Raw genomic sequence first — 22,480 nt, forward strand, 5'->3', positions numbered from 1 at the left:
ACAAAATTTATAAGTACGCTGCCATTATAGCAGCGTCAGCTGCTATAGTTTTAGCGTTGAAATGAAGAGGTATTAAAAGGATAAAAGAAAATCTTTAATGTGGGAGGTGAAAAAATGAAAATATTGATTAAGCGGTTTGCGTTTAAAGAGAATTACACTATTGGTAAACTGTATGCAGATAACGAGTATATTTGCGATACTTTAGAAGACACCGTGCGGCTTGACGGCGGCCCTAAAATTTATGGTGTAACGGCAATACCTGATGGGAAATATTTAAGCAATTTAACGTGGTCAGCAAGATTTAAAAGCTATTTGCCTATAATAGAAAATGTGCCAAATTTTGAGGGAATACGAATTCATGTAGGAAACACATCATTAGATACTGAGGGCTGTATTTTGGTCGGGAAAAATGAAGCGGCTGGGAAAGTCCTTGAGAGTAAACAAACCCTTGAAAAAATTGTCGCACTATATAAAGAGGCAATAAATAGAAATGAAATTATTGTGGTGAATATAATGGAGATAAGGAGATAATTGTCAATCTCAACATACTTTTAAACTGGTCGAATTAGACCAGTTTAAAATCCTATTGATTAAATTCTAAATAACTGATATAGTTTTATTAGAAAAAGAATATCTGAGCAGCGAGATATAATTTAATATGGGCTAAAAAGCAAATCCTTTTGAAAACTGATTAAGTTTTAATTAGCGGTTTGTTTTTTGTTTTCATATTTTCAGAGGGAAATTATTATGTATAACCCAATCTATACTGCAAATAATTTTATTGAACGTTCTTTTGAAGATAATATTTATATATCGCCTATGAAACTTCAGAAGATGTTATATTTCTTTTATAGAGACTATCTTAAAAGAACGAATGAACCGCTTTTTGCAGAGAGATTTATGGCTTGGCCATACGGACCTGTACTTATAAGTATATATTATAATTTTAAGAAATATGGAAGTAGACCTATTGATAAATTTGTTGAGTTGGAAGGGAAACTTTTCAAAATTAAAGAAGAAATAGACACTAATTTTAAAGATATTATATGTGAGATTTGGAATAGGTGTAGAAATTTGGACGCTATTACTCTATCTAAAATAACACATAAAGAAAATGGCGCATGGATAAAAGCATATTTGCATAAAAAACCTTTTTTAGAAGATGAAGATATAAGGAATGATAATATTGAAATATCGACTTGCTGAGATCTAACAATATGATTGAAAAAAAACCAAATATCCCAGAGATAACTAAAGAAGAAGATATCCCACCAAAAGAAAACACATATATAACTTTAGACCCTGTCAAGCAAAGAGAACAAGACAGAGAGGACGCAAAGCAAAAGCACTCTGCCACTATGGACAAGGCAATTTCTTTAATGGGACTTGTTCTGCTGTGTATTTTTGTAATATTTGCCTTTATTATGTGCATAATTTCCAATAATGTATCCTTAACAGAGAAATTTATTAGTATGATTTCTTCAGCAGTACTTTTAATAATAGGTTATTTGTTCGGTTCAAAAGAAAAAAAATAAATTTTTTATAGAATTTTTTTACAAAAAAACACACTCTTAATCGGATGTGTTTTTTTATTTCTTGTAGGAAAAATCAACTTGTGAAATGAAGTTAAAAAGAGTTGTTAAAGTTTACGTGCCGAAAGTCGAACGGCGGCGTAAACCGAGAAGAAAAACTCGTAAAAAAACAGCCCTTACGATTATTACCGTAATCGTTAGGGCTTAATAAAGCGTAGTGATATACTAACAATGTAGATTGTATATCACTACGCTAAATAAAAATCAAGGGGAAATAAAATGAAAAATAGAAATTTAGAAAATAAACAAACTGAGGAAAAAATACTTGTATAACGATAAGAATTTTAAAATCAGAAAAAGAAGAAATAGTAAAAAAAGCAAAGCTTGATGGAAGAACCCTGTCTAATTACATAAGATGGGTTTGTTTAGGAAAATAAAAAATAGCCATAACGGCGGGACCTATCAGAGCGTCAGCACTGTCGTTCTAAATTGCCGCCCGCTAGAGCTGCTGCCTGCTAGGCTGCCGCCTTCTGGCACCGCCAGCCCTGCTAACACATAGCGGACGGTGCTAACGCACGGAAATTTAATGATACAGCCTTTTCCATAAAAAGAAGCCTTTTTTATTTGTCGACGATAAAGTCAACTTATAAAATATTTGTGAAGTATGAAAAAAGATATTGACAATAAAATATATTATGTTGTAATAAAGTTCTTTGAAAGTTGAAGTAAACGGCGCATGCAGGCCGTGAGGGAGGAGGATAAAAGATGAGCCTCAAACTGCTTATACAGGAGTAGAAAATACCGCTCTTGCAGGTAGCTTTTTCCCGAAAGATTTAGATTTTACTATTATGTGGCTTAAAAATATAAAAGTACAAGGTTATAAAGAAAGTACAAAATTTACTGGAGCAATATTGAGAGAAAGAGAATAAAACAAAAAACGGGGCGGGAAACCACCCCAAAAAAGGCACATATCCATATTCTCATCTTGCCAGAAGATAAGGAAAAAATAGAAAAATTAGCAAAAGAGGCTAAACGTACAACGTCGGATTATATACGTTTGGCTGCGTTAAAGGAAATAAAACATCTGTTAGGAGGTATAAAATGAAAAAAACAACTATAACAAAAGAAGATTTAGTATTAAGCGATTTTAATGAAGATTTTGCTAAAAATTTAAAAGAGAATTCTAAAAAACTATCTAATTTCATCAAATTCATTATCAAAGAATATGAAAGAGACGGCGATTTTGGGTCATTTCTTGAAGGTGTTAAAATAGTTGCCCGTGCCACAAAAGGTATGACAAAAATAAGCAAGGAGACTAACGTTAAAAGAGATACCTTATATAAGGCGTTTTCAAAGACAGGAAATCCTGAAGCAAAAACATATTTTGAAGTTTTAAAAAGCATAGGCATAAATGTCCGTTATGATTATGTTCCTGGGTAAACGGTATCGTAATTGCGCTTAAATTGCTTTAATTTATCTTAAATATTTCTAAAATAGGAAGAAAAAATGTATATAATTTTTAATTTTTATTGTCAGTTTTTTCTTGGCTTTTGTCGACGGATTTAGCTTTCTTTTTGCTGTCGTTCCAAAGTCCTTTTTTCCTTTTTATACTCTTTTTTTGGGCTTCTCTTAATTTTTTTTCATATTTGACATTTGGAGGTATAGTCATTACAGTACCGTATCCATCTTTTATAATTTCCTCGTTTAACATTCTTTTCTTTTTTGAATCTAAATACACATAGCCTAGCGTTCTGCCGTATTTATCTTTTTTTTGCACGTCGGTTTCAATATATACTTCTTTATTATTCTTTAGCAGTTTTTTTGTATGTTTTGTTGATTCCTTGCCTAGTTTGGTAATCGTGTCAATATCTTTTTTAGCGCGTTTTGCATCCTTTTTTGCTTTTTTATTTCTCTTACTTTCTGGCGTATCCACGCCAATAAGCCTGACGGTTTCTTTTTTACCACTGCGTTCAATTTTTATAGTGTCACCGTCAATAACCTTATTAATCTTAACTTTCTCAGCCGCAAAAGAAAACGTACACAAAAACATAATAATGGAAAATACTGATAAAAATTTCATTTGTTTATTATATAATTTTTTTTTATATTTATGATTGATTTTATTTTATAAAAAAAATCCTTGACAAAAAAAATAAATTATTATATAGTTTGAACAGAATCAAAAGTGTCCGATAAGATGTATTATGTTAAGTACAGGAATAAATAACAGAATTATTAACATTAAAGTTTATTATTATATAAATTGAAAATTATGCTTATAAATATGCATAATTTTTATTTACGTAATAAATTGCTTTAAATGTTATTATATGTTACTCAGATATTTTAAAATTATAACAGAGATTTTTGTTTAAGAAATAAGTTTTGGATATTTTTTAGATAGGTTTATTATACAAATACTTCTTTTTTCAGTGTTTTTTGGAAAGCTAGAAGTGATACTTTTTACTCCTTTTGTACAATGCAAAATTACATTAATATTGGATTGAACCAGATTATTTGAATGGATTTATGTAAAAAACTGCTTATATCAATGAATTTACAAATAAATACTTTTTGCACTTATCTGATTTTGTCTTCATTTTCCATAAATAAGCTTCCAAATAACATATTCTTATCAAATTCTTCCCTTAATTCATAGCTTTTTAATACAAACCTTATATTTTGTATTTGAATGTAAAAAAATATGACTTTTTGATGCAGATGACAGAACAATTTTTAATTTTTTATGTTTTGGATTATCATAAACAGTAAGGAAGGACATTGTTGAAAAAAAGAAATAAGTTCTAATTTTACAATCAATATAGATTATTAGAACTTTAACTTAATATAATTTAATTATTCTTCTAAGAAAATAATTTGTGCTATAATATACTATAGCTTTAATACGATAAAACTCTTTTAAATTCATAAAAAAATTTAATAATATGAGGACTTGCATATGAAAAAGTTTATTTTTTTGTTTATTGTAACTTTGTTTTTTTTAACTGCTTGCGATAAAGAAGACAGCAATAATTCTTATAAATTTAAAGGGACAGTTGAAATTAATCAGTATCCTTCCGGTTCGAATCTTAGTCTTGAGGAATTAGCAAAACCTCAATATGACTCTAAAATAAGATTCGAGGCTTTCATTAAAGATGCATCTGGAAAATTGGTTGAAAATGTATCGGTTTCATGGGGAACTAAGAATATTTTAAGTAATTGTATTAAATATTCCTCTCTTAATAAGATGGTTGTTGATGTCAAAGAGGCTGATTTTATGCCTGGTAATATAATACAAGTAACAGCTAGTTATGGCGGAGTGTTTTCTTCTTCAATAATGATAACTTTTAGAGAATAAAAATAATGGCAGAAGCTTAGAAGCTTGAAAAGTAATGCTATTATTGTATGCGCTAAGTTATCACGAAGGAATATAAGAGGTTATTTTTTCAAGTATAATCTTTGCTCTCTTTTCTTGGAAATCCAAGCATCTATCTTCACTCCACAAGTCTTCATTAGCGGGTATTAAATGTAATCTTAAAAAAGCTTTTTTGTCTTTTACGTTTTTTTCGCCTCTTTTATCTGCACCGTTTATCCATTTGGCAAATGGAGTGTCATTTTTGTTGCCGCGATTTGTCGAATAATCAATAAGTTGATAATTTTTTATATTATTGATTTTATCCCATTCAATACCTTTATCTGAAAGTATTTTTCTAGGCATAATATGATCGATGTCATTTACCCGTGCAGGCGGTTTACAATCATACATTAAAAAAAATAAAAAATCTTTGTCTAGTTTATGTAAATTTTCAGAAGAATAAAATATCGTAAAAGCATTTAATTTTTCATTATATACTTTGAACAATTCACCAGTAGGAAAATCTTTGTTTCTAAAATTTTTTATAATTTCTAAAATCTTTTTGACACCTGTTTTATATGGAACCCAGCCTGCTCCTCTGCTTCTAAATACGCCGTTGAGCAAAGAGTGATAAAGCCATTTTTTCATTAATGGAAAATCAGTATTGCCAGAATCATAATTATCAAAATAGCGCTCTATTTTTAAAACTTCAATATCTTTATGAAATAAATGATAAACGATAAAAAATAAAGGAATAAATGAGGAATTGTTATTTTGATAAAATTTTAATAATTCCGCTTTATCAAGGAAATTTTTAAGAGCTTTAATTGCGGCTTTTATTTTATCTGCATTTTTAATTGCAAAATTAGCATCGGAATATTCAAGCAAGGACATTTCTTTGGAATAGTTATCCTGTAATAAAAAAACTAGCTTGATAAGGTTTTCCTGAGAAAGCCCAATATCTTGGTAAGAATCCAGCATTTGGTTTAAGAAATTCTCCATTCGCCAATCAAAACCTTTTAAAATAGAAGCGACAAGTTCAAAAGAAGATAATTTTGTCCCACCATCGTTCAATCGCCTAAACATCTCTACGATTTTTTGTCGATTTTCTATCGCGCTTTCTTCTTCTGTCCTATCAGGCAAACACTTATTAATTACAACCTTTGAAATACCTAAAGTATTTGAATTCAAAACATTCTCATAAAATGCTAATACATTTTCTTCTATACAATCTTTATGAGACTCATCTGAGATAGAGTTTTCTTCAATTATCATTTTTACAATTTGCTTATACTTTCCCGTATTTTTAAGTTTTTGCAGCAAATCTTTTATAGAATACCATAAATGTTTTTGTATTGCCCTATCTTCTTTTGTCTGTTTAGGCAAACTACTCATATTATTTTCAAATTTGAATTCAAATTCTGAATTATAATCGCTAAATAAATCAAAATATAAAATTTTTCCATTAATACTGCCTTTAAGTCCAATATAGAAAGTTTGCAGTCGTTGTTGTCCGTCAATGATAAAAAGTTGTTGTTGTGTTAAAGTGCCTGCTTGTCTAGACGGTATGAAGCAGCCATCTTTTGTAAACGGTCTATAATTAAATAACGGCTGTGCCCCCTTTTCTTCTTCTATTGCCATTATTGCACCAAAACTATCACCTTTTAATAGCGTGTCAAAAAGCAGTTCCATTTTTTCTTCCGTCCAAACTAATGGACGCTGAATTACGGGCAAAACAAATTTTTCATCTTCAATCTCTGTAGCTGCGTCTGCAATTCTATAAGTTGTCCAAATTGCCATTTTATGCTCCTCTTTAAGCCGCTCATCAAGCTTATAAATAAATTTAAAAAAAATTATAGTCTTTTTAGTGAAAGCAACGACAACTGCAATGACAAATTAGCCTTTATTTTTTCTGCTACTGTATTTCTGACTTGCTACCTGCTAGTCCTTTAATACCCCAACTGCCCACAGGCAGCTGAAATATCAGCGCCTTTTGCTCGCCTTATATTTGTTGTCAGTCCATTGAGCTTTAAAATATTTTTGAACTTTGTAATGGTTTCTTGCTGTGGAGTTTGAAATTTAACAGCGTTTACCGGATTGTAAGGTATGAGGTTTATTTGCACGTCTGGATTTATTAAATTGCTATGCCTTAAAATTCGTGCAAGTTTGTGAGCATCTGCGGTTGAGTCATTTATATTATTGACTAGAATGTATTCAATTGTAAGTCTTGAATTCGTTTTTTTCAAATAATATTTCCCTGCTTTTAAAATATCTTCAATGGAAAAGCCTAAATTATCAGGTATTAAAATTTTCCTTTTCCTGTCATCAACACCATGCAATGACAAAGCAAGCCTTATACCGTAGTTGTCTTCGGCAAGTTTTTCAATAGCAGGAACAATTCCTACTGTTGAAAGTGTTATATGTCTTTTGCCTATAGCAAACTCATTTTTTGAAAGCAGTGATTTTAAAGCAAGGGATACATTGTTGAAATTCAGCATAGGTTCTCCCATTCCCATAAACAATACTCCACTGACTTTTTTCTTCGTATCATTTTCAATCTGCAGGACTTGTTCCAGTATTTCCCCCCTGCTCAAATTTCTTGCAAGCTTAACCTTTCCTGAAAAACAAAATTCGCACATGACAGGGCAGCCTATCTGCGAAGAAATGCAAACTGAATTTTTGTCTCCTGCAGGAAGAAAAACAGCAAAAAAATATTTATTGTCTTCGGTTTGAAAAGTATAACGTATGCTGCCGTCAATTAAAGATTTTTCTTTTTTTACAATTTTAAGTAAACGCAGAACAAACTTTTCATCAAGCTGACGTCTTAATTCTATAGAAAGATTTGTAAACTCATCGAAAGAAGCAGCTTTTTTTATGTAGATCCATTCGATAATCTGGTTTAGTCTGTAATCCTGTTTGATTATTGAGTTCGACGCCGTTTTAAATTGAGGTGTGGTTAAATCCAATATATATTTTTTCATTTTTATTTATTCTCGATTAGCTGTATTTCTTTTTCCGTCAGTCTATAGAGTTCATATACAATCTTATCTATTTGCTTAATAATATCGGCTTTTTGTCGTTAAACTTCTTTCAGTGCTTCAAAATCACTCTTATATTAAAATTTTTCATTCCACTGCGGGTTTAAATATATTTTTTTTGCTAAAACTTTTGCTCGTTCAATTTCTGTGTTTGTAAAATCACATTCAATTATTTCTCTATCCATACATTGTGTTAGGTTTTTTGCTGTTTCTTCGCATAAAATATTTTTTTGTTTATCACTAAGTTTGATATACAAAGATCCTTGTACAAGTATTTTATTTCCCCTCCTTCTTGAACATGAACCTAATATTTTTTTATCGTGATATATTAAATCATTTGCATATTTTGTCTGCACGCATATATCATTTGTAATATCATTTGCGCTATTTAATAAAATTGTATGAATATCTAAATTATTCAATGCTTTTTGTATCGCAAGATGTATTTGCTTAAAAGTATCGTTTTGACTATATACAAAATTCCATTCATTTGAAGAAGTTATGAAGCTATAAGAAATATCATTTTCATGATATACGGTAAGTCCGCCGGTAAATCTTCTTGTAAAATTTTTTTTCTTTAATTTCGCATGTTTTTGGAAATAGCCTATTGTAGTATAAGCCCCGTTCCAAGTATAAAACCTTAAAACAGGAACGGTCAAGTAATTATTAAATAAAGCTTCATCTAAAGCCATATTCATTACTGCACTGCGTGATTTATATTTTATCAAACGAAGCGTCTTTTCCTGTTTCTTTTTCATATTTCAGCATTTTTTCTTTTGTTTTTATTCCACCTTTTGCAGAATATCCACACATTTTTCCATTCGAACCGATTACTCTATGACATGGAATTATTGGAGCAAAAGGATTATTGCGCATTGCTGCGCCGACGGCTCTTGCAGCCTTGGGAGAACCAATTCTTTCTGCAAGCTCACCATATGTCATGGTTTGCCCTGCAGGAATTTCAAAGCAGTCCTTCCACACTTTTACATAAAAATCAGGATAGTTTTTAAACCTTTGTTCTATTTCTTTAGGTATTTTTTTATTTTTCAATTTTTTACCTCTTGATTATCAGGCTTTTCCACTGAGGTTTCATGAGGCTGTGATGCAATTTCCATAGCGGCTGACAAAAGACTTTGCTGTTCCAAATCATCAAGAATAAGAGAGGTTAATGATTTTGCAACTTCCTCTTCTTCAAACGCTATCCCGGAAACACCTATCTGTTTAAAATGAGCTTTACTGCTTAAAAATCTTGTCCGTACGAAAAGTCTTGTCTCCGGATTCAATCTTGAAGCAAGAGAGGCAGTTTCAGAAGTTATGTTTACCGAAGGAACAGTTATGATAAGATAATCTGCACAGTGTATGCCGGCTGCTTCCAGAATTCCTTTTTTTGAAGAATCACCATAAACCGCGTTTTGTCCTTCGGCACTTAAAGAATTTATAGTGTCTACATTCATATCTATAACGACATAATTTATGCTGTGCTCTTTCAATGCCTGAGCTACTCTTCTTCCCGTAGGGCCGTAACCAACTATTATAGCCATTTTTTCGGCAAGATATTCTTCTGTAGGCAGAAGATTTTTTGCAAGCTCTTGATTTTTGCTTAAACGCTCTCCTCTTTTGTTAGCTATGTAATTTAAAAATTTCCATAATTTTTCTTTTGACTTTAAAAAGCTTTCCACTTGTGGAATATTTTTAAATATGGAAGGGTTCATCGATATGGAAACTATCGCGCATATTACGATAGTGTTATATACTATATCTACAGCGAGTTCAAGCCTTTTGGCTTCCTGAGCGAGAATGAAAGAAAATTCTCCGATCTGCGATAATCCAGCCGCAACAGTTAAAGCCGTTCTGGGTGAATAGCCGAGAATTGTCACTACAATCACGGCTGTCAAAGGTTTTATTATCAATACTATGAGAAGTGCCGCTAGAATAATAAATGGATACTCTATTATAAATTTAGGGTCAAACAGCATGCCGACAGCAAGGAAAAACAATACTGCGAAAGCATCTCTTAAAGGAAGAAGATCAGCGCCAGCCTGATAGCTTACTTTGCTTTTTCCCACAACCATACCGCCGAGAAACGCTCCCAAGGCAAGTGAGACCTGAAAAATAACGGCGGCACCCACAGCTGTCGCAAAAGCCATGACCAAAACCGTCAGTGTAAACAATTCCTGTGAACGTGTTTTTGCAACTTTTGAAAGTATCCAAGGCACAAAACGTCCGCCCACACTCATAGTCAAAACCCACAGCACGACTATTCTCAATAATGCAACAACGATTTCTTTTATTATTTGTATGCTGCCAGTTGTAGAAGAAAATCCTCCTGCTGCCACTATACTTGAAAGGCTTGGAAGAATAACAAGGATAAGAACTGTAAAAATGTCTTCTACCACAAGCCATCCGACTGCAACATGACCATGCACAGTGCTTATCATATTATTGTCAGAGAGTACTCTTAAAAGCACGACCGTGCTTGCAACCGCAAGTCCGAAGCCCATTATAAGCGCAGATATTAAGTCCAGTCCGAAAAACATACCGATTGCCGTTCCACATATTGTTGCAGCTGTACTCTGTGCTATAGCACCGGGTATTGCGACATTTTTTACTGCCATCAAATCTTTCGTATTAAAATGCAATCCTACTCCGAACATAAGCAAAATTACTCCTGCTTCGGAGAGTTGAAACGCAAGACTGTAATCGGCCACAAAACCTGGCGTCACCGGGCCTATTAAAAAACCGGCGATAAGATATCCGACTACGGAAGATAATCCTATTTTTTGGGTTATAAAACCAAAGACAAGAGCAAGCACAAAACCTATGGCTAATATTTGTAAAAGTTGTTGATCCATTTGATTGCAATACCTTAATATAAAAAATTTTTGGATATTATTATAGCATATTTAAAAACGTAAGCTTGACAACTGTGAATGGGCTGGCTGTAAAAATTTGTACTTTTTTCTGTTTATAAAGGAAAAAAAGGATAGATACTATTTTGCATAATACGATAAGCTGTTCTAGTTAATATGTGAATGTTTTTATATAGCGTTCGCTTAGAAATAAAGTTTATCCATGTCGCCAGAAATTTACCAACGATTTTGTTGCTTCTAAAGGATCTTCCGCTCCCGCTATGGCGCTTACGATAAAAAAACCGTCAACGCCGGCAGCTTTTAACGCAGACAAATCTTCAAGTTTTACTCCTCCGCCGATTACTACAGGCAGCGGACTGACGGATTTTAAACGTTTGATTTCATCATATGTACGTTCCAAAATTATGCCGTTAACTAAGCCGCAGTCGGGTTTCGTGGCAGTTGCATGCACGGGACCGACTCCAAAATAATCTACAATTCCAGTTTTAAAATTTTCAATATATTCAAACAAATCTTTTGCTCTTGCGGAAAGTCCTACTATAGTGTCTTCGCCCAATATTTGTCTTGCTAACTCAACAGGCATATCGCTTTGGCCCAGATGTACTCCGTCAATTTTTACGCCTTCAAGTCTCAAAGCAAGCGCAATATCAACCCTGTCATCTATAACTAAAGCTATTTTATCCTGTTTATCGGCCAATTTGATTTCTTGCGCAGCAATACGCCCTAAATCCATAAGTTCCCTTGAAGTCGTGTTTTTTGACCGCACCTGTAGAAAAGTTATTCCCCCCTCTATTGACTGACGCACAATATGTCGGAAATCGCGACCTTGTGTATTTTCTGGACCGACTACAAAATATATCGATAACTCAAACGAATCACGCAGATGATTATATCTAGTCATTGAGGCTTACCTCCGAAAGATGTTTCTTGGCGTATTCAGTTATGGATTCTGCATTTGTTAAGCTTAAATTATCGATAAAAGCATTTTGAAATGAAGCAGTGCCAATTTTTTCTTTTTGTGCAGTTTCCGAAGCCCATTTATAGATTAGAGAACCTGCTAAAGCGGCAGTCAGATTATCCGCTACTGCTGCAAAAACGGCGATTACTCCACCTAAAGAACATCCTGCGCCCGTGATGCTCTTAAGCATTTGCGAACCGCCGGTTATATGATAAGCTTTTTCAGTACTTAATATTAAATCTGTTTCTCCAGAAACAGCGACAACTCCTTTCGTAAATTTTGCAAGAACTGCAGCCGACTGTGAAGCTTCTTCTACTGTGTCGGTAGAATCAACACCTTCAACGTTTCCTTGTCGTTCGGTTTGCAGCTCCCAGAGATTTGCCAAAGCTATAATTTCCGAAGCATTGCCTCTTATTATGTTTGGACGGTAGTCTTTTAGAGTTTTAATAACATGATTACGAGTATCTCCTAGACCTGATGCTATGGGATCTAAAACCCATGGTTTGTTTAATTCAAATGCAGTTTTTGCGGCTTGAGGAAGCGATTCGCTTGCAATTGGCTGCAAAGTTCCCATATTAACGTAAACTGCTTTAGAAATACAAGACAACGGCTTTGCTTCATCAGGCAGAAAACACATCGCAGCTCTGCCGCCTACTGCCAACTGAGCGTTTGCGACAAAATTAATTGTGACGAAATTTGTCCATGAACCTACCAGCGGATTCTGCCTGCGTACTTCTTTAACTGCACGTACAATTTCAGTAATTTCTTTCATAAGTTCTCCTTTCGCTAGAATTATCTAGATCAAGTTTGGCGGTATAATCTCAGCCCTATCCTTAACGGATATACAGCAAGTTTCCCACTCGCGGGCACCCGCATTATTATTTAATTTTTTATTTCTTCTTTTGAATTTTTAGTTTAGCTATATTTCTTTTTGAATAGCTTACTTTTATGGTCTCTGTAGGGAGACCTATATTATTTAGCAGAGCCAAAAAAGGATCAGGATCAAGCTCTTCAACGTTTACCATTCGGTTACAGTCCCATTCCCCGTTAGCAATCAAAATTGCAGCTGCGACGGCCGGGGTTCCCGCGGTATAACTTATTGCCTGAGACTCAACTTCTTCATAACAGGATTTATGGTCGCATACATTATATATAAAGAGTTCTTTTTTCCGTCCATCTTTTGTGCCTTTAATCAGATCTCCTATGCAAGTCTTTCCGGTATAATCAGGCGCAAGAGTTTTGGGATCCGGCAGACACGCTTTTACGACTTTAAGTGGAACCACTTCAAGTCCTTCTGCCGTTTTAACCGTCTGTTCCGACAAAAGTCCGATATTTTTAAGTACTGTAAAACAATTTATATAATGATCGCTGAATCCCATCCAAAATCTTATCGAATTTGCATCTATATTTTTTGAAAGAGAATGTATTTCATCATGTCCAGTCAAGTATACAGTTTGTTTTCCAACAGTAGGAAAATCATATGACATTTTTTCTTCATGAACGTTTTTTGAAACCCATTTTTTGTCTATCCATGTCCAAACTTTGACAAACTCTCTGAAATTTATTTCTGGATCAAAATTTGTGGCAAAATATTTACCATGATTTCCTGCATTTACATCCATTATGTCTATCGTGTCTATCTTATCAAAAAAATGTTTCTGTGCATAAGCAGCATACGCATTTACAACGCCGGGATCAAAACCCGCTCCCAAAACCGCCGTAATGCCTTTTTCTGCGCAACGCTCCTTGCGTTTCCACTCATAATTGCCGTACCAAGGTGGATTTTCACAGACTTTTGTAGGCTCTTCATGTATGGCGGTATCTATGTATGCTGATCCCGTTTCAATACAGGCCTCAAGAATGGACATATTGCAGAAAGCCGAAGCAAGATTTACGACTATGGAAATTCCTTTTTCTTTTATAATATTTTTCATGCCTTCTGTGTCTAAAGCATCGCATGACATGGTTTTTACAGTTTTTGAAGGATCTTTATAATTGTTTTTTCTGTCAATACTTTTTAAAATCGCATTGCAAGCTTCTATTGATCTCGAAGCTAAATAAATATTATCGAACAAATCATTGTTTTGCGCAAACTTATGCGCTGCGACATGTGCAACTCCACCTGCTCCAACAATAAGCACATTTCTTTTCATTTATTCTGTTTTCCTCCTTTTATGATTTTTTTATGATAAATTCTTTACGAATTCCATATACTGAAACTCTTTTATTATTTCGGTTTTGCCATTAAGCCTTTTTACGACTATGGACGGCATTTTCACACCATTAAACCAGTTTTTCTTCACCATGGTATATCCTGCGGCGTCGGCAAATTTCACTGTTGAACCTATTTTCAGTTTACTTGCAAATTTGTATGTGCAGAAAACATCTCCAGCAAGACAAGATCTTCCCGCAATGATATATTCATATTTTCCACGTTTTGATTCCAGTTTTGCGGGAGTTTGGTATATAAGCAAATCAAGCATATGTGCTTCAATGGAAGCATCTACAATGGCTATATCTTTTTCATTATGAACGATATCCAAAACAGTGGTAACAAATTCACAGCTTTTTGTTATTGCCGCTTCTCCGGGTTCAAGATAAACCTGCACATTATATTTCTGGGAAAATTCTTTGAGTTTTCGGCAAAACTTATCAAGCGGATACCCTTCTTTTGTAAAATATAATCCCCCGCCCAAACTTACCCAGCCAACTTTATTTAGAATATCTTCATATTTGGAAGCTATTTTATCAAGCATTAGGCTAAAAAATTTAAAATCGTCGTTCTCACAGTTATAATGGAACATTACCCCGCTGATTTTATCTAAAACTTTTAAAATTTCACTCTTATCAAAAACGCCTAGTCTTGAATATCTTCTTGATGGATCGGCTAAATCAAAATGAGAATAACTTAATCCAGGATTTATCCTCAAACCGATTTTTAAATGTTTGACGTCTTTATAAAATGTTTTCAATTGCGATACTGAATTGAAAATAATCTTATCTGATATTTTTTTTAAACTTTTTATATCGTCTTTTGAATAGGCAACGCTAAAAGCATGTGTTTCTCCGCCAAACTTTTCATATCCGAGCCTTGCCTCATATAAAGAACTGCTCGTAGTGCCAGCCATATATCTGCTCATAAGAGGAAAAACAGCCCATGTCGAAAAACATTTAAGAGCCAAAACTGATTTTGCCGATGAATGTTTATGCACATATTCGACTTTCTTCATATTTTTAAGAAGTTTTGATTCGTCTATCAAATAATAAGGGGTTTGAATTTTTACTTTCATTGTTTATTTGAAAAATTATTTAAGATATTTTTTCCAACGCTTTTATTACAGGCATACCTACGGTAATTCCAGCAGACTGAGCATAACTTGTAGCTTTAACTATCAAAGCATTAAGCATATCTTCGACACATTTAATGCCGGTAGCTATGGCGGCAATATTTTGAAGTTTTTCGGCGGTTTCAAGATTCAAGTATCCGCACATAATAAAACCTTTTTTCCCCGTTATGAAAACAAGAAAACTTCCTGGAGCAATCTCCCCTTCAAAAGTTTTAAAAGTTTTCCCATTAAACATTATTTCTTTTATCTGCATAACATCTCCTTAAAAAATTAACTGATAGAATCTGCCCAATACCATTATCAAGCTTTCCCTGATTCTAGACCGTCAAGCTTAAAAAATTAAAGTTTTCCGAAGGTTTTGGTATAACTATGGAAGATTGAAAAGGCCATCTTTCGATTTCCATATTATTTTTATCTACACTGACCACAAATTCGATATTTTCATATTCTTGAGGCAAATCTAAATCCTCAAGAGGTATTGTCATTTCAATAATTTTATCAAAACAGGCATTTGCAGAATCTAAAACTTTTTCTTTTTCACCAGTTTTTATAACAAAACGCAAAACTTTCCCTTCCGCGTCAAAGTTAAGAAATACATTATGTTTTACCGGCACTAAAAAGATTATATGAAAAGTAAAATCCTCAAGTGGTTTTAAAGAGATATCACCGCTCAAATCAAAACGGGCATAAAAGCTCTGCATATTAAAACCGTAATAAAACCGTTTCAGCGATGTAGAAACTTGATGCATCGAACCGCCGGAATGCCCTACTTCATAATATCCTGCACCTTTCCATTCAAAAAAGTTCGTCACTTTACCGTCAATTTCAGGATTTATTAAAGAAGACGGTTTTGCCTCATTATGTTTTTTTGAAGTATTTTTAATAGATTTATACAATATGTCAGGCGGCCGCTGTCCCATACACTCATAAACTTTTATTAAATGTTGTCTGTATATAAAATCAAAAACGGCATCACTGCTTGAAGAATGTTCTGTTCCGTACCACCAGTTCCAATCTGAACCTTCAGCGACATACAAAGTATCCCAAGCTTCTTTTTCCTGCTTGGATCCTTTAAAGTCCGGATTTTTCTCTAAAAAATCCGTGAGAAAATCTCTTGTCATCGAAAGATAATCCCAAGAGGCATTGTCTTCATTATGGCCTATCCATATACCGAAATCTCCGTTGATCCATGAACCTGCTGTAAGTTTATGTAAAGTATTTTTAGGAGGAAATTTATTCATATATTCATTTATTTTTACAGTTTCTATCACGGGATCATTGCTCAATATTTCATAAAGCGCTTCCAAAAAATCCCAGCCGTCATTTTTATAATATTCCCAGCAGTTTTCTCCGTCCAGTATGACTGAAACCAAAGGTGCGTCATAATCGTTCCCGGCATAATCCGCTATGCCATGCACTTTATTTACAAAATCAGCTGCCGCATCGCGCGCATTCCATTTAGAATAAACGAATCCTATAGCGTCCGACAAACCATGATCCCTAAAAACCATATTTAATTCTCTTGAGTTTACGGAAAGTTTATAAGGCCTGAACAAAAATTTTCTGTTACCGTTAATTTCTTTTGAACTGTTAAAAAGCACGGCTTCGTCGGTGGCAATCCATTTTATGCCAGCGTCGGCCGCTATCGCAGCCATTTCATCGGAAACGGAACCTTCTGAAGGCCACATTCCCGAAGGCTTGCATCTGAAAAGTTCTTCATAATACCGTACCGCATTATTGACATGCCAGACAGCATCTTCTGGATGAGAAAATCTATTTTTTGGAAGTATCATTCCCGGAGCCGCCTGATGAGCCGTGTCTGTATTACATAAAAGCGGTAAAATCGGATGGTAATACGGAGTAACCGAAATTTCTATCTGTCCTCTGTCCTGCGCCTCTTTGTGTTTTGCAACTACTTTTCCGCAAATTTCAAGCTGTTTAGCGATAAGCTGCCGTTTTTCTTCTTCTGTAAAATATCTTTCTTTATTGTACAAATAAGCAATTAGTTCGTCTCTTTTGCGCCAATATGGGTCAATCCACGCAAGATTAAACCATACCTGTAAATCTCGCAAATCTTCGACTTTAAAACAATTTAAAATTTTTCTTATTTCAGCTTCAGTCGTTTGCCGTCCGCGTTTTTCAAGAAGCTGCAAATATCTGTTGTAAGGAAAAATCATATTCTCCCAGTTTGCCATAAAAAAATTCATGAGAATAAAAACTTTTTCATCGGCTCTGAGTAAAGATGCATCTTTGAGAGTTAAATCAAGAAAAGTGTCTTTTGCTTTTCCAGAAGAATATTCTTCCAGTTGTTTCAGTAGGGAAGGTACGAGGTTGAAATTCGCTTTTATTTTTGGAAAATTGTCGAGAATGGCTACCATGTCGTAATAATCTTTTGTTGCATGCAGCCTTACCCACGGAAGTTCATAATTGCACGTGGAAGGGTTTTTATACATCGGTTGATGTTGATGCCATAAAAAAGCCAAATATATTTTCTTCATTCTAAAATTTTGCATTAACCTCTATCTGAAATAAATATGACGTTTCCATATTAGAAAACACTTTGTATCCGTTCGACGGGGGAGTATACATTGCAAACATCAAATTTATGTCAAAATAATTTAAATATTCATACTTTACAAAAAAATCAAATTCATTACCCAAATCTGTTTTTGCTCCGTATAGTTTTGAAAAACCGGCGTCTCCTGCATCGGATGGAGCGTCAGATGCGGAATACATATAAAAGCCAAATCCTGTCTGCAAAAAATTCCACGGGGTTATGTCAAAATTTACGCCTATAGTATTTATGCCGCGATAACCTTCGGGTAAAATTAAAAAAGAGTCACTGCTGCTTGCGGCGAAAAGAGTTCCGTAACCAACTCTTTGAATGCCGTCATATCTTCTTGCAAAAGTTGGATTGAAGGAATTGTCATTTTCAGCTTCGGCATATGAAAATATCATTTTTGCATTTGACTGTCTATTTAACAGCAGTCCTTTCCAGCTTCCTTCGGCTATAAAAGCAAAAGCTTCGTAATCTGTTGTGTCGGTAGAAGTTTTTACGAATTTGCCAGTTTGTTGCGCAGCTTCCAATCTGTATTTATACTTTTGATTGCCGCCGGTGAGCCTTATATCATAAAATGTTTTAATATCCGACTTTATCACATAAGCAGAAGAATCTATAAAAACGCCCTTTTCATATGCAAAGCCCGTGTCATTTCTTTCCTGATAAACTCCTATTTCTATTTCCGGAAATATTTTAAATTTTATATTTCCGCCATAAACGCCGAAATCCAGATTGTCTACTTTTCCTGCAAAAGCATCAACAGAAAAAAAATCCAGAATGTCAGCTTTTACTCTTGCGCCCAGCAGACCGTTTTGATTGGAATCAATAATAAAACCGTCTCCAACAGTAAAATATTGTTTTCCAAAAGTTAAAATATATGGAATAAGAGCATCGGTTTCACTTCTAAAATTTAAATACGCACTTTCAAGAAAGAAAGAAAAATCATCCTGCGAATAAGTCATATTGAATATTTCATTTCTTTTTCCGGACAGCCCATAAGAAACAAGTTTTGCCGACATTTCAATTCTTTCGTCAAACCTGCCGATCATGTTTATTGCAAGATACTGCCTGTATATATTTTCACTTTTTGCTTTTTGCGAAGTATAGTCTAAATTTGAATACGAGACTGCCGCAAATCTTAAATCATAATCCAGAATAAGTGAAGAAATCCGTCCCTGCATTTCCTGATTTTTTTGTAGTTTCCGCTTTTTTTTCTCAGATTTTTCGAGTTTTCTCTCTTCTTTTTTACGTTGTTTTTCTACTTTCTTTTTCTGTTTTTCTTCAAGCCTTATTTTTTTGGATTCCTGTTTTTGTATCTGTTCCTGTTCGGCTTTTTGTTTATCTTCAGATGCTCTTTTCTGCTCTTCCAGTTTCTTTTGTTCTTTTTGTTGTTTCTTAAGTAATTTTTCTTGCTCTTTTTTCTGTTTTACTTCCTGCTTTTTCTGTTCCTGTTGCTGCCTTTTTTGTTGTTTTTCTTCTGACTTCCTTTTATATTCTTCCTGTCTCTTGAGCAGTTTTTCTTGTTTTTGACTTTGTGTATCCTGTGCAGACGGAGACACATTTTGGGCAAAAATATTAATCGCTATAAACAAAAAAATTAAAGACAAAATTATATGTTTCATAAGAAATTATTTTACTATTTTCATTATGATTTATCAACGAAAAACATAAAGTGTGGATTCAACATACTAACGCAACGCTTATCGTTGTTTGCAAAAGGAAACCGTTGCAGCAAGCAGCATCACTGCTTCTTTTTTCTTTAAGTACAAGTTGAATGGATTGCAAATAACGAGTAGTCATGGGGAGTAGAATTAGTAAAATGGAACAATAAAAGTGCGAAAGTAGAATTTTTACTTAGCAATAGATATAGATCAAGAAAATGTCTTGATTATTTCACACCAATAAGGTCTTTAATTATATTGTTGCATTAGCAACTTGAATTGGCCTATTCTACAATTTGGTGTTAGAGTCAAGAAAATATGTCCATATTCGAAAACAGTCGGCTGTTAAAAATTAAAGATTTATGAAGTCTTGAATAATTATAATCAAATTGTTTTTGTTTAACAAATTCTTATAAGCTGTCAAAATTGTTAGAAAGTTCTTTTTTGCTTTTGCCATCTACTTAATGCTTCACACTTTTGCCGATTATTTCTGATATTTCGCTTAAAATCAGTCCTTTAATTTATCAACTTATTCTAAAATCTTTCGCCTTTGTTGTATTTTTTTGGAAGTATTCATTATTATCCCCCTCTTTTAGTGCCATTTCTATTTTGACCTTAACGTTGATATTGAAAGAAATATAAAAATTTTATATACTTATTATGTTATTTTAAGTATTTGAAAAATTACATAAAAGATTGAATTTTCAATCTTTTTAGATGGGCGGATGGCGGAACTGGCAGACGCACAGGACTTAAAATCCTGAGGCTCGCAAGAGCCGTGAGGGTTCAATTCCCTCTCCGCCCATTTTTCTATTTTATAAGGAAACATAAAAAATGAACGAACATCGTAATGTCCTTGTTGATTTTGGGACAATTGAAAAAAATATACAAAAATATAAGTTCAAAGACAGAGGAATCGAAGCTATACCTACGGATAAAATTGTCGGCAGTCTCGGTCGTTACAATGACTTTTCAGAAAATCTTCTTCCTCATCGCGGAGATATGGGAATACGTTATGAAAGTATTAAAAAGGGAATGCTCAGCGGCGTTATTTTTCCTCCGATAAAAGTGTATCAGGTGCTGGACAATTACTTTATTATAGATGGTCATCACAGGGTAACAGCTGCGAAGAACGTTTTTAATGCAAAATACATAGATGCCGAAGTGCTGGAGATAGATTTTGACTTTGAAATTTCTCCGAAAAAAACTTATACCTATAACACTGAAAGCGCAAAAGGTTTTTTAATAAAACTTGAAGAACATTTTTTCCAGCTGAAAACGTGCCTTTCAAATACTGTTTTAAAATATCCTCTGAAAGTTACAGAACTCGTCAGTTTTGGAAAACTTTACGAAGAGATAGAAAATTATAAAAACAGCTACAATAAAGGGCAGTTCCAAAAACTTTCCATAATTTATGCTTCATATCATTGGTATGAATATCGTTTTATTCCAGCTATATCCATAATAGAAGAAGAAGATGTGCTTAGCGGCTTTCCCAATAGAACTTATACCGATTTATATGTCTGGATACAGCAGCATAAATACTATTTAAGCCAAAAAGTCGGATATGATGTGGGTTTTGATTTTACAGCTCATGATTTTTTCAAAAAATATAAAAAAGTTAAAGGTTTATATCTGATTCCTTCAATGATAAGGGATGTTTTGCGCGGAATAAAAGAACAGATTAAAGATTTAAAGGACTGACATGAAAATTCTTGCCGTATCCGATATCGAAGATAACAGACTTTATCACATAATAAAGCATAATCGTGAGAAACTTAATTCTATTAATTATATTTTTTCATGCGGAGATTTACCTCGCAAATATCTTGAATATCTTACGGACAGTATAAAAAAGAGCTTGTATTTTGTTTCCGGTAATCATTATATTTTTCAGTTTTATGGAGATAATTTCAACTCCCAACAAATTATAAAAAAACTTTATTATGGCAAAGGTATGCGTCTTCGTTTAGGTGGAATAGACATGCACGGACGTGTAGAATTTCTTGAAAATTATATAGTCGTTGGTTTCGGTGGTTCGATGAAGTATAATCCCGGAAATTTTCAGTTTGAAGAGTTTGAAATGGAAAGAATAGTTAGACGGGTGAAAGCTGAAATAAGATGGCAAAGAATCAAAGAATTTTTCTTTTTAAAAAAGAGAAAAGAAGTCATCGTAATGTCTCATGCTCCTGTTGCAGGAATTCATGATAAAGAAGATAGATGTCATCAAGGGTTTAAATGTTTTAGAGATTTTATACATACAGTAAAACCTATATTGTGGATGCACGGGCACATTCATTATGAGGGACAGAAAAAAGAGCAGAATACTTTTGTCGAGAAAACGCTTGTATCTAATATTTATTCTTCAAAAGTTATTGACATTTTTAACAATGAAGTAAAAGTAAGCCAAGTTTATGATTTGTAAATGTTTTGACATAATTAAATTTAATAGCCGCGATGAGCTTATAAAATTATAAAATAAATTGAAAATTCAAGATTCACCAAAAACTTAAATAGTTTCAAAAGCTGTGAACAAAAGTTTATGCTAAAACAGGTGATATTGACGTTATTCTCGGTGCATTACTAGCTTGTTTATAAACTTGCAAAGGATTCAAACATTGAGATCACAAGTGTTTATAACATTTTCAAAAAAGGCAGCAATCCTATTTTTAAAAACGCAGTTTCTGTTTCTCAAAACCTTGAAGCTAAAAACACTCTGTCTTCCAGTTGATTGTGGATTCAAGCTGCTAATCGTTTCGTTTGGCATTTGTGAAAATATATCAAGCAAAGTGTGAGTTTGACTTTGAGATTGTTTTATTTTTGACTTTGCGGATTTGTGATAATCTTAATTTTCTTTCAACGTTTACTTTAAGCACACATATTAGCGCTTCTACCAAATCCGTTTCCCAAAATACATAAAAACAAGAATATAATGCCCGGTAGAAGACTTGAACTTCTGACCCCTTCCATGTCAAGGAAGTACTCTAACCAACTGAGCTAACCGGGCATTATATTCTTGTTTTATCTCTTCAAGGTGCGGGCCGGAATCGAACCGGCGAAATAACAGTTTTGCAGACTGCTCCCTTACCACTTGGGTACCGCACCGCAATGAAATTTATACAAATTGATTTATGAGTATATAAAATATCACGTTTTTAG

At 33.6% G+C, this 22,480-nt stretch carries 20 protein-coding genes, 3 tRNA genes and 1 riboswitch; of the genes, 8 read left to right on the forward strand and 15 right to left on the reverse strand.

The window, feature by feature from the left end; genetic code table 11:
- Window positions 1-114: 114 nt before the first annotated feature.
- The 4 genes from LBD46_08890 (at window position 115) to LBD46_08905 (ending at window position 2,972) form a co-directional block, all read left to right on the forward strand.
- Window positions 115-531, forward strand: coding sequence for a DUF5675 family protein (locus LBD46_08890; protein ID MDR2427274.1), 417 nt, complete (start codon window positions 115-117; stop codon window positions 529-531).
- 216 nt (window positions 532-747) lie between these two features.
- Window positions 748-1,206: a DUF4065 domain-containing protein gene (locus tag LBD46_08895; GenBank protein ID MDR2427275.1), complete on the forward strand. Its 459-nt coding sequence runs from the start codon at window positions 748-750 to the stop codon at window positions 1,204-1,206.
- A gap of 11 nt (window positions 1,207-1,217) precedes the next feature.
- Complete coding sequence (locus LBD46_08900) at window positions 1,218-1,535, forward strand: hypothetical protein (protein ID MDR2427276.1); 318 nt, start codon at window positions 1,218-1,220, stop codon at window positions 1,533-1,535.
- A 1,098-nt stretch (window positions 1,536-2,633) separates the two neighbouring features.
- Complete coding sequence (locus LBD46_08905; GenBank protein MDR2427277.1) at window positions 2,634-2,972, forward strand: hypothetical protein; 339 nt, start codon at window positions 2,634-2,636, stop codon at window positions 2,970-2,972.
- 79 nt (window positions 2,973-3,051) lie between these two features.
- Here LBD46_08905 and LBD46_08910 read toward each other — a convergent pair whose 3' ends face one another.
- Window positions 3,052-3,612 (reverse strand): thermonuclease family protein, encoded by a 561-nt coding sequence (locus LBD46_08910; protein MDR2427278.1) that lies wholly within the window; start codon window positions 3,610-3,612, stop codon window positions 3,052-3,054.
- Between the two features lie 879 nt (window positions 3,613-4,491).
- Between LBD46_08910 and LBD46_08915 the strand changes: the two genes are divergently transcribed.
- Entirely contained in the window at window positions 4,492-4,890 is a 399-nt protein-coding gene (locus LBD46_08915) for a hypothetical protein (GenBank protein ID MDR2427279.1), read from the forward strand.
- A 60-nt stretch (window positions 4,891-4,950) separates the two neighbouring features.
- Here LBD46_08915 and LBD46_08920 read toward each other — a convergent pair whose 3' ends face one another.
- The 12 genes from LBD46_08920 to LBD46_08975 form a co-directional block, all read right to left on the reverse strand.
- Window positions 4,951-6,687, reverse strand: coding sequence for a DUF262 domain-containing protein (locus LBD46_08920; GenBank protein ID MDR2427280.1), 1,737 nt, complete (start codon window positions 6,685-6,687; stop codon window positions 4,951-4,953).
- Window positions 6,688-6,836: 149 nt separating this feature from the next.
- On the reverse strand, window positions 6,837-7,868 hold the full coding sequence (gene rlmN / locus LBD46_08925; protein ID MDR2427281.1) for a 23S rRNA (adenine(2503)-C(2))-methyltransferase RlmN: 1,032 nt from the start codon (window positions 7,866-7,868) through the stop codon (window positions 6,837-6,839).
- 134 nt (window positions 7,869-8,002) lie between these two features.
- Window positions 8,003-8,683 (reverse strand): hypothetical protein, encoded by a 681-nt coding sequence (locus LBD46_08930; GenBank protein MDR2427282.1) that lies wholly within the window; start codon window positions 8,681-8,683, stop codon window positions 8,003-8,005.
- Window positions 8,640-8,975, reverse strand: a complete 336-nt coding sequence (locus LBD46_08935; protein MDR2427283.1) for an MGMT family protein — start codon at window positions 8,973-8,975, stop codon at window positions 8,640-8,642. Before LBD46_08935 ends, LBD46_08930 begins: the two co-directional genes overlap by 44 nt.
- On the reverse strand, window positions 8,972-10,777 hold the full coding sequence (locus LBD46_08940; protein ID MDR2427284.1) for a cation:proton antiporter: 1,806 nt from the start codon (window positions 10,775-10,777) through the stop codon (window positions 8,972-8,974). Before LBD46_08940 ends, LBD46_08935 begins: the two co-directional genes overlap by 4 nt.
- A 214-nt stretch (window positions 10,778-10,991) precedes the next feature.
- Window positions 10,992-11,696: a thiamine phosphate synthase gene (thiE, locus tag LBD46_08945; GenBank protein MDR2427285.1), complete on the reverse strand. Its 705-nt coding sequence runs from the start codon at window positions 11,694-11,696 to the stop codon at window positions 10,992-10,994.
- Window positions 11,689-12,525, reverse strand: coding sequence for a hydroxyethylthiazole kinase (gene thiM, locus LBD46_08950; protein MDR2427286.1), 837 nt, complete (start codon window positions 12,523-12,525; stop codon window positions 11,689-11,691). The genes thiE and thiM overlap by 8 nt, the downstream gene beginning before the upstream one ends.
- A riboswitch (TPP riboswitch) is annotated at window positions 12,512-12,637 on the reverse strand. It overlaps the preceding gene by 14 nt.
- A 6-nt stretch (window positions 12,638-12,643) precedes the next feature.
- Window positions 12,644-13,906, reverse strand: coding sequence for a saccharopine dehydrogenase family protein (locus tag LBD46_08955; GenBank protein ID MDR2427287.1), 1,263 nt, complete (start codon window positions 13,904-13,906; stop codon window positions 12,644-12,646).
- Window positions 13,907-13,936: 30 nt separating this feature from the next.
- Entirely contained in the window at window positions 13,937-15,043 is a 1,107-nt protein-coding gene (gene nspC, locus LBD46_08960; protein ID MDR2427288.1) for a carboxynorspermidine decarboxylase, read from the reverse strand.
- A gap of 19 nt (window positions 15,044-15,062) precedes the next feature.
- A complete protein-coding gene (locus tag LBD46_08965) occupies window positions 15,063-15,353 on the reverse strand; it encodes a DUF1805 domain-containing protein (protein ID MDR2427289.1) in 291 nt (96 codons plus the stop codon).
- Between the two features lie 64 nt (window positions 15,354-15,417).
- Window positions 15,418-17,598, reverse strand: coding sequence for a hypothetical protein (locus LBD46_08970; protein MDR2427290.1), 2,181 nt, complete (start codon window positions 17,596-17,598; stop codon window positions 15,418-15,420).
- A gap of 1 nt (window position 17,599) precedes the next feature.
- Window positions 17,600-19,282, reverse strand: a complete 1,683-nt coding sequence (locus tag LBD46_08975) for a hypothetical protein (GenBank protein ID MDR2427291.1) — start codon at window positions 19,280-19,282, stop codon at window positions 17,600-17,602.
- Window positions 19,283-20,040: 758 nt separating this feature from the next.
- Here LBD46_08975 and LBD46_08980 point away from each other — a divergent pair.
- The 3 genes from LBD46_08980 to LBD46_08990 all read left to right on the forward strand — a co-directional run bounded on the left by LBD46_08980 (window position 20,041) and on the right by LBD46_08990 (window position 21,746).
- Window positions 20,041-20,126 (forward strand) — tRNA-Leu (locus LBD46_08980).
- 29 nt (window positions 20,127-20,155) lie between these two features.
- Window positions 20,156-21,025 (forward strand): ParB/RepB/Spo0J family partition protein, encoded by an 870-nt coding sequence (locus LBD46_08985; protein ID MDR2427292.1) that lies wholly within the window; start codon window positions 20,156-20,158, stop codon window positions 21,023-21,025.
- A 1-nt stretch (window position 21,026) separates the two neighbouring features.
- Window positions 21,027-21,746 carry a metallophosphoesterase gene (locus LBD46_08990; protein MDR2427293.1) on the forward strand — a complete coding sequence of 240 codons (720 nt, stop codon included), beginning with the start codon at window positions 21,027-21,029 and terminating at the stop codon, window positions 21,744-21,746.
- 508 nt (window positions 21,747-22,254) lie between these two features.
- Here the strand turns inward: LBD46_08990 and LBD46_08995 are convergent.
- Together LBD46_08995 and LBD46_09000 are read right to left on the reverse strand one after the other, a co-directional pair.
- Window positions 22,255-22,328, reverse strand: a tRNA-Val gene (locus LBD46_08995).
- Between the two features lie 25 nt (window positions 22,329-22,353).
- Window positions 22,354-22,426: transfer RNA gene (locus tag LBD46_09000), tRNA-Cys, on the reverse strand.
- Between the last annotated feature and the right edge of the window lie 54 nt (window positions 22,427-22,480).

The sequence above is a fragment of the Candidatus Endomicrobium procryptotermitis genome, from assembly GCA_031279415.1.
GTDB classification, from domain to species: Bacteria; Elusimicrobiota; Endomicrobiia; order Endomicrobiales; family Endomicrobiaceae; genus Endomicrobium_B; species Endomicrobium_B procryptotermitis.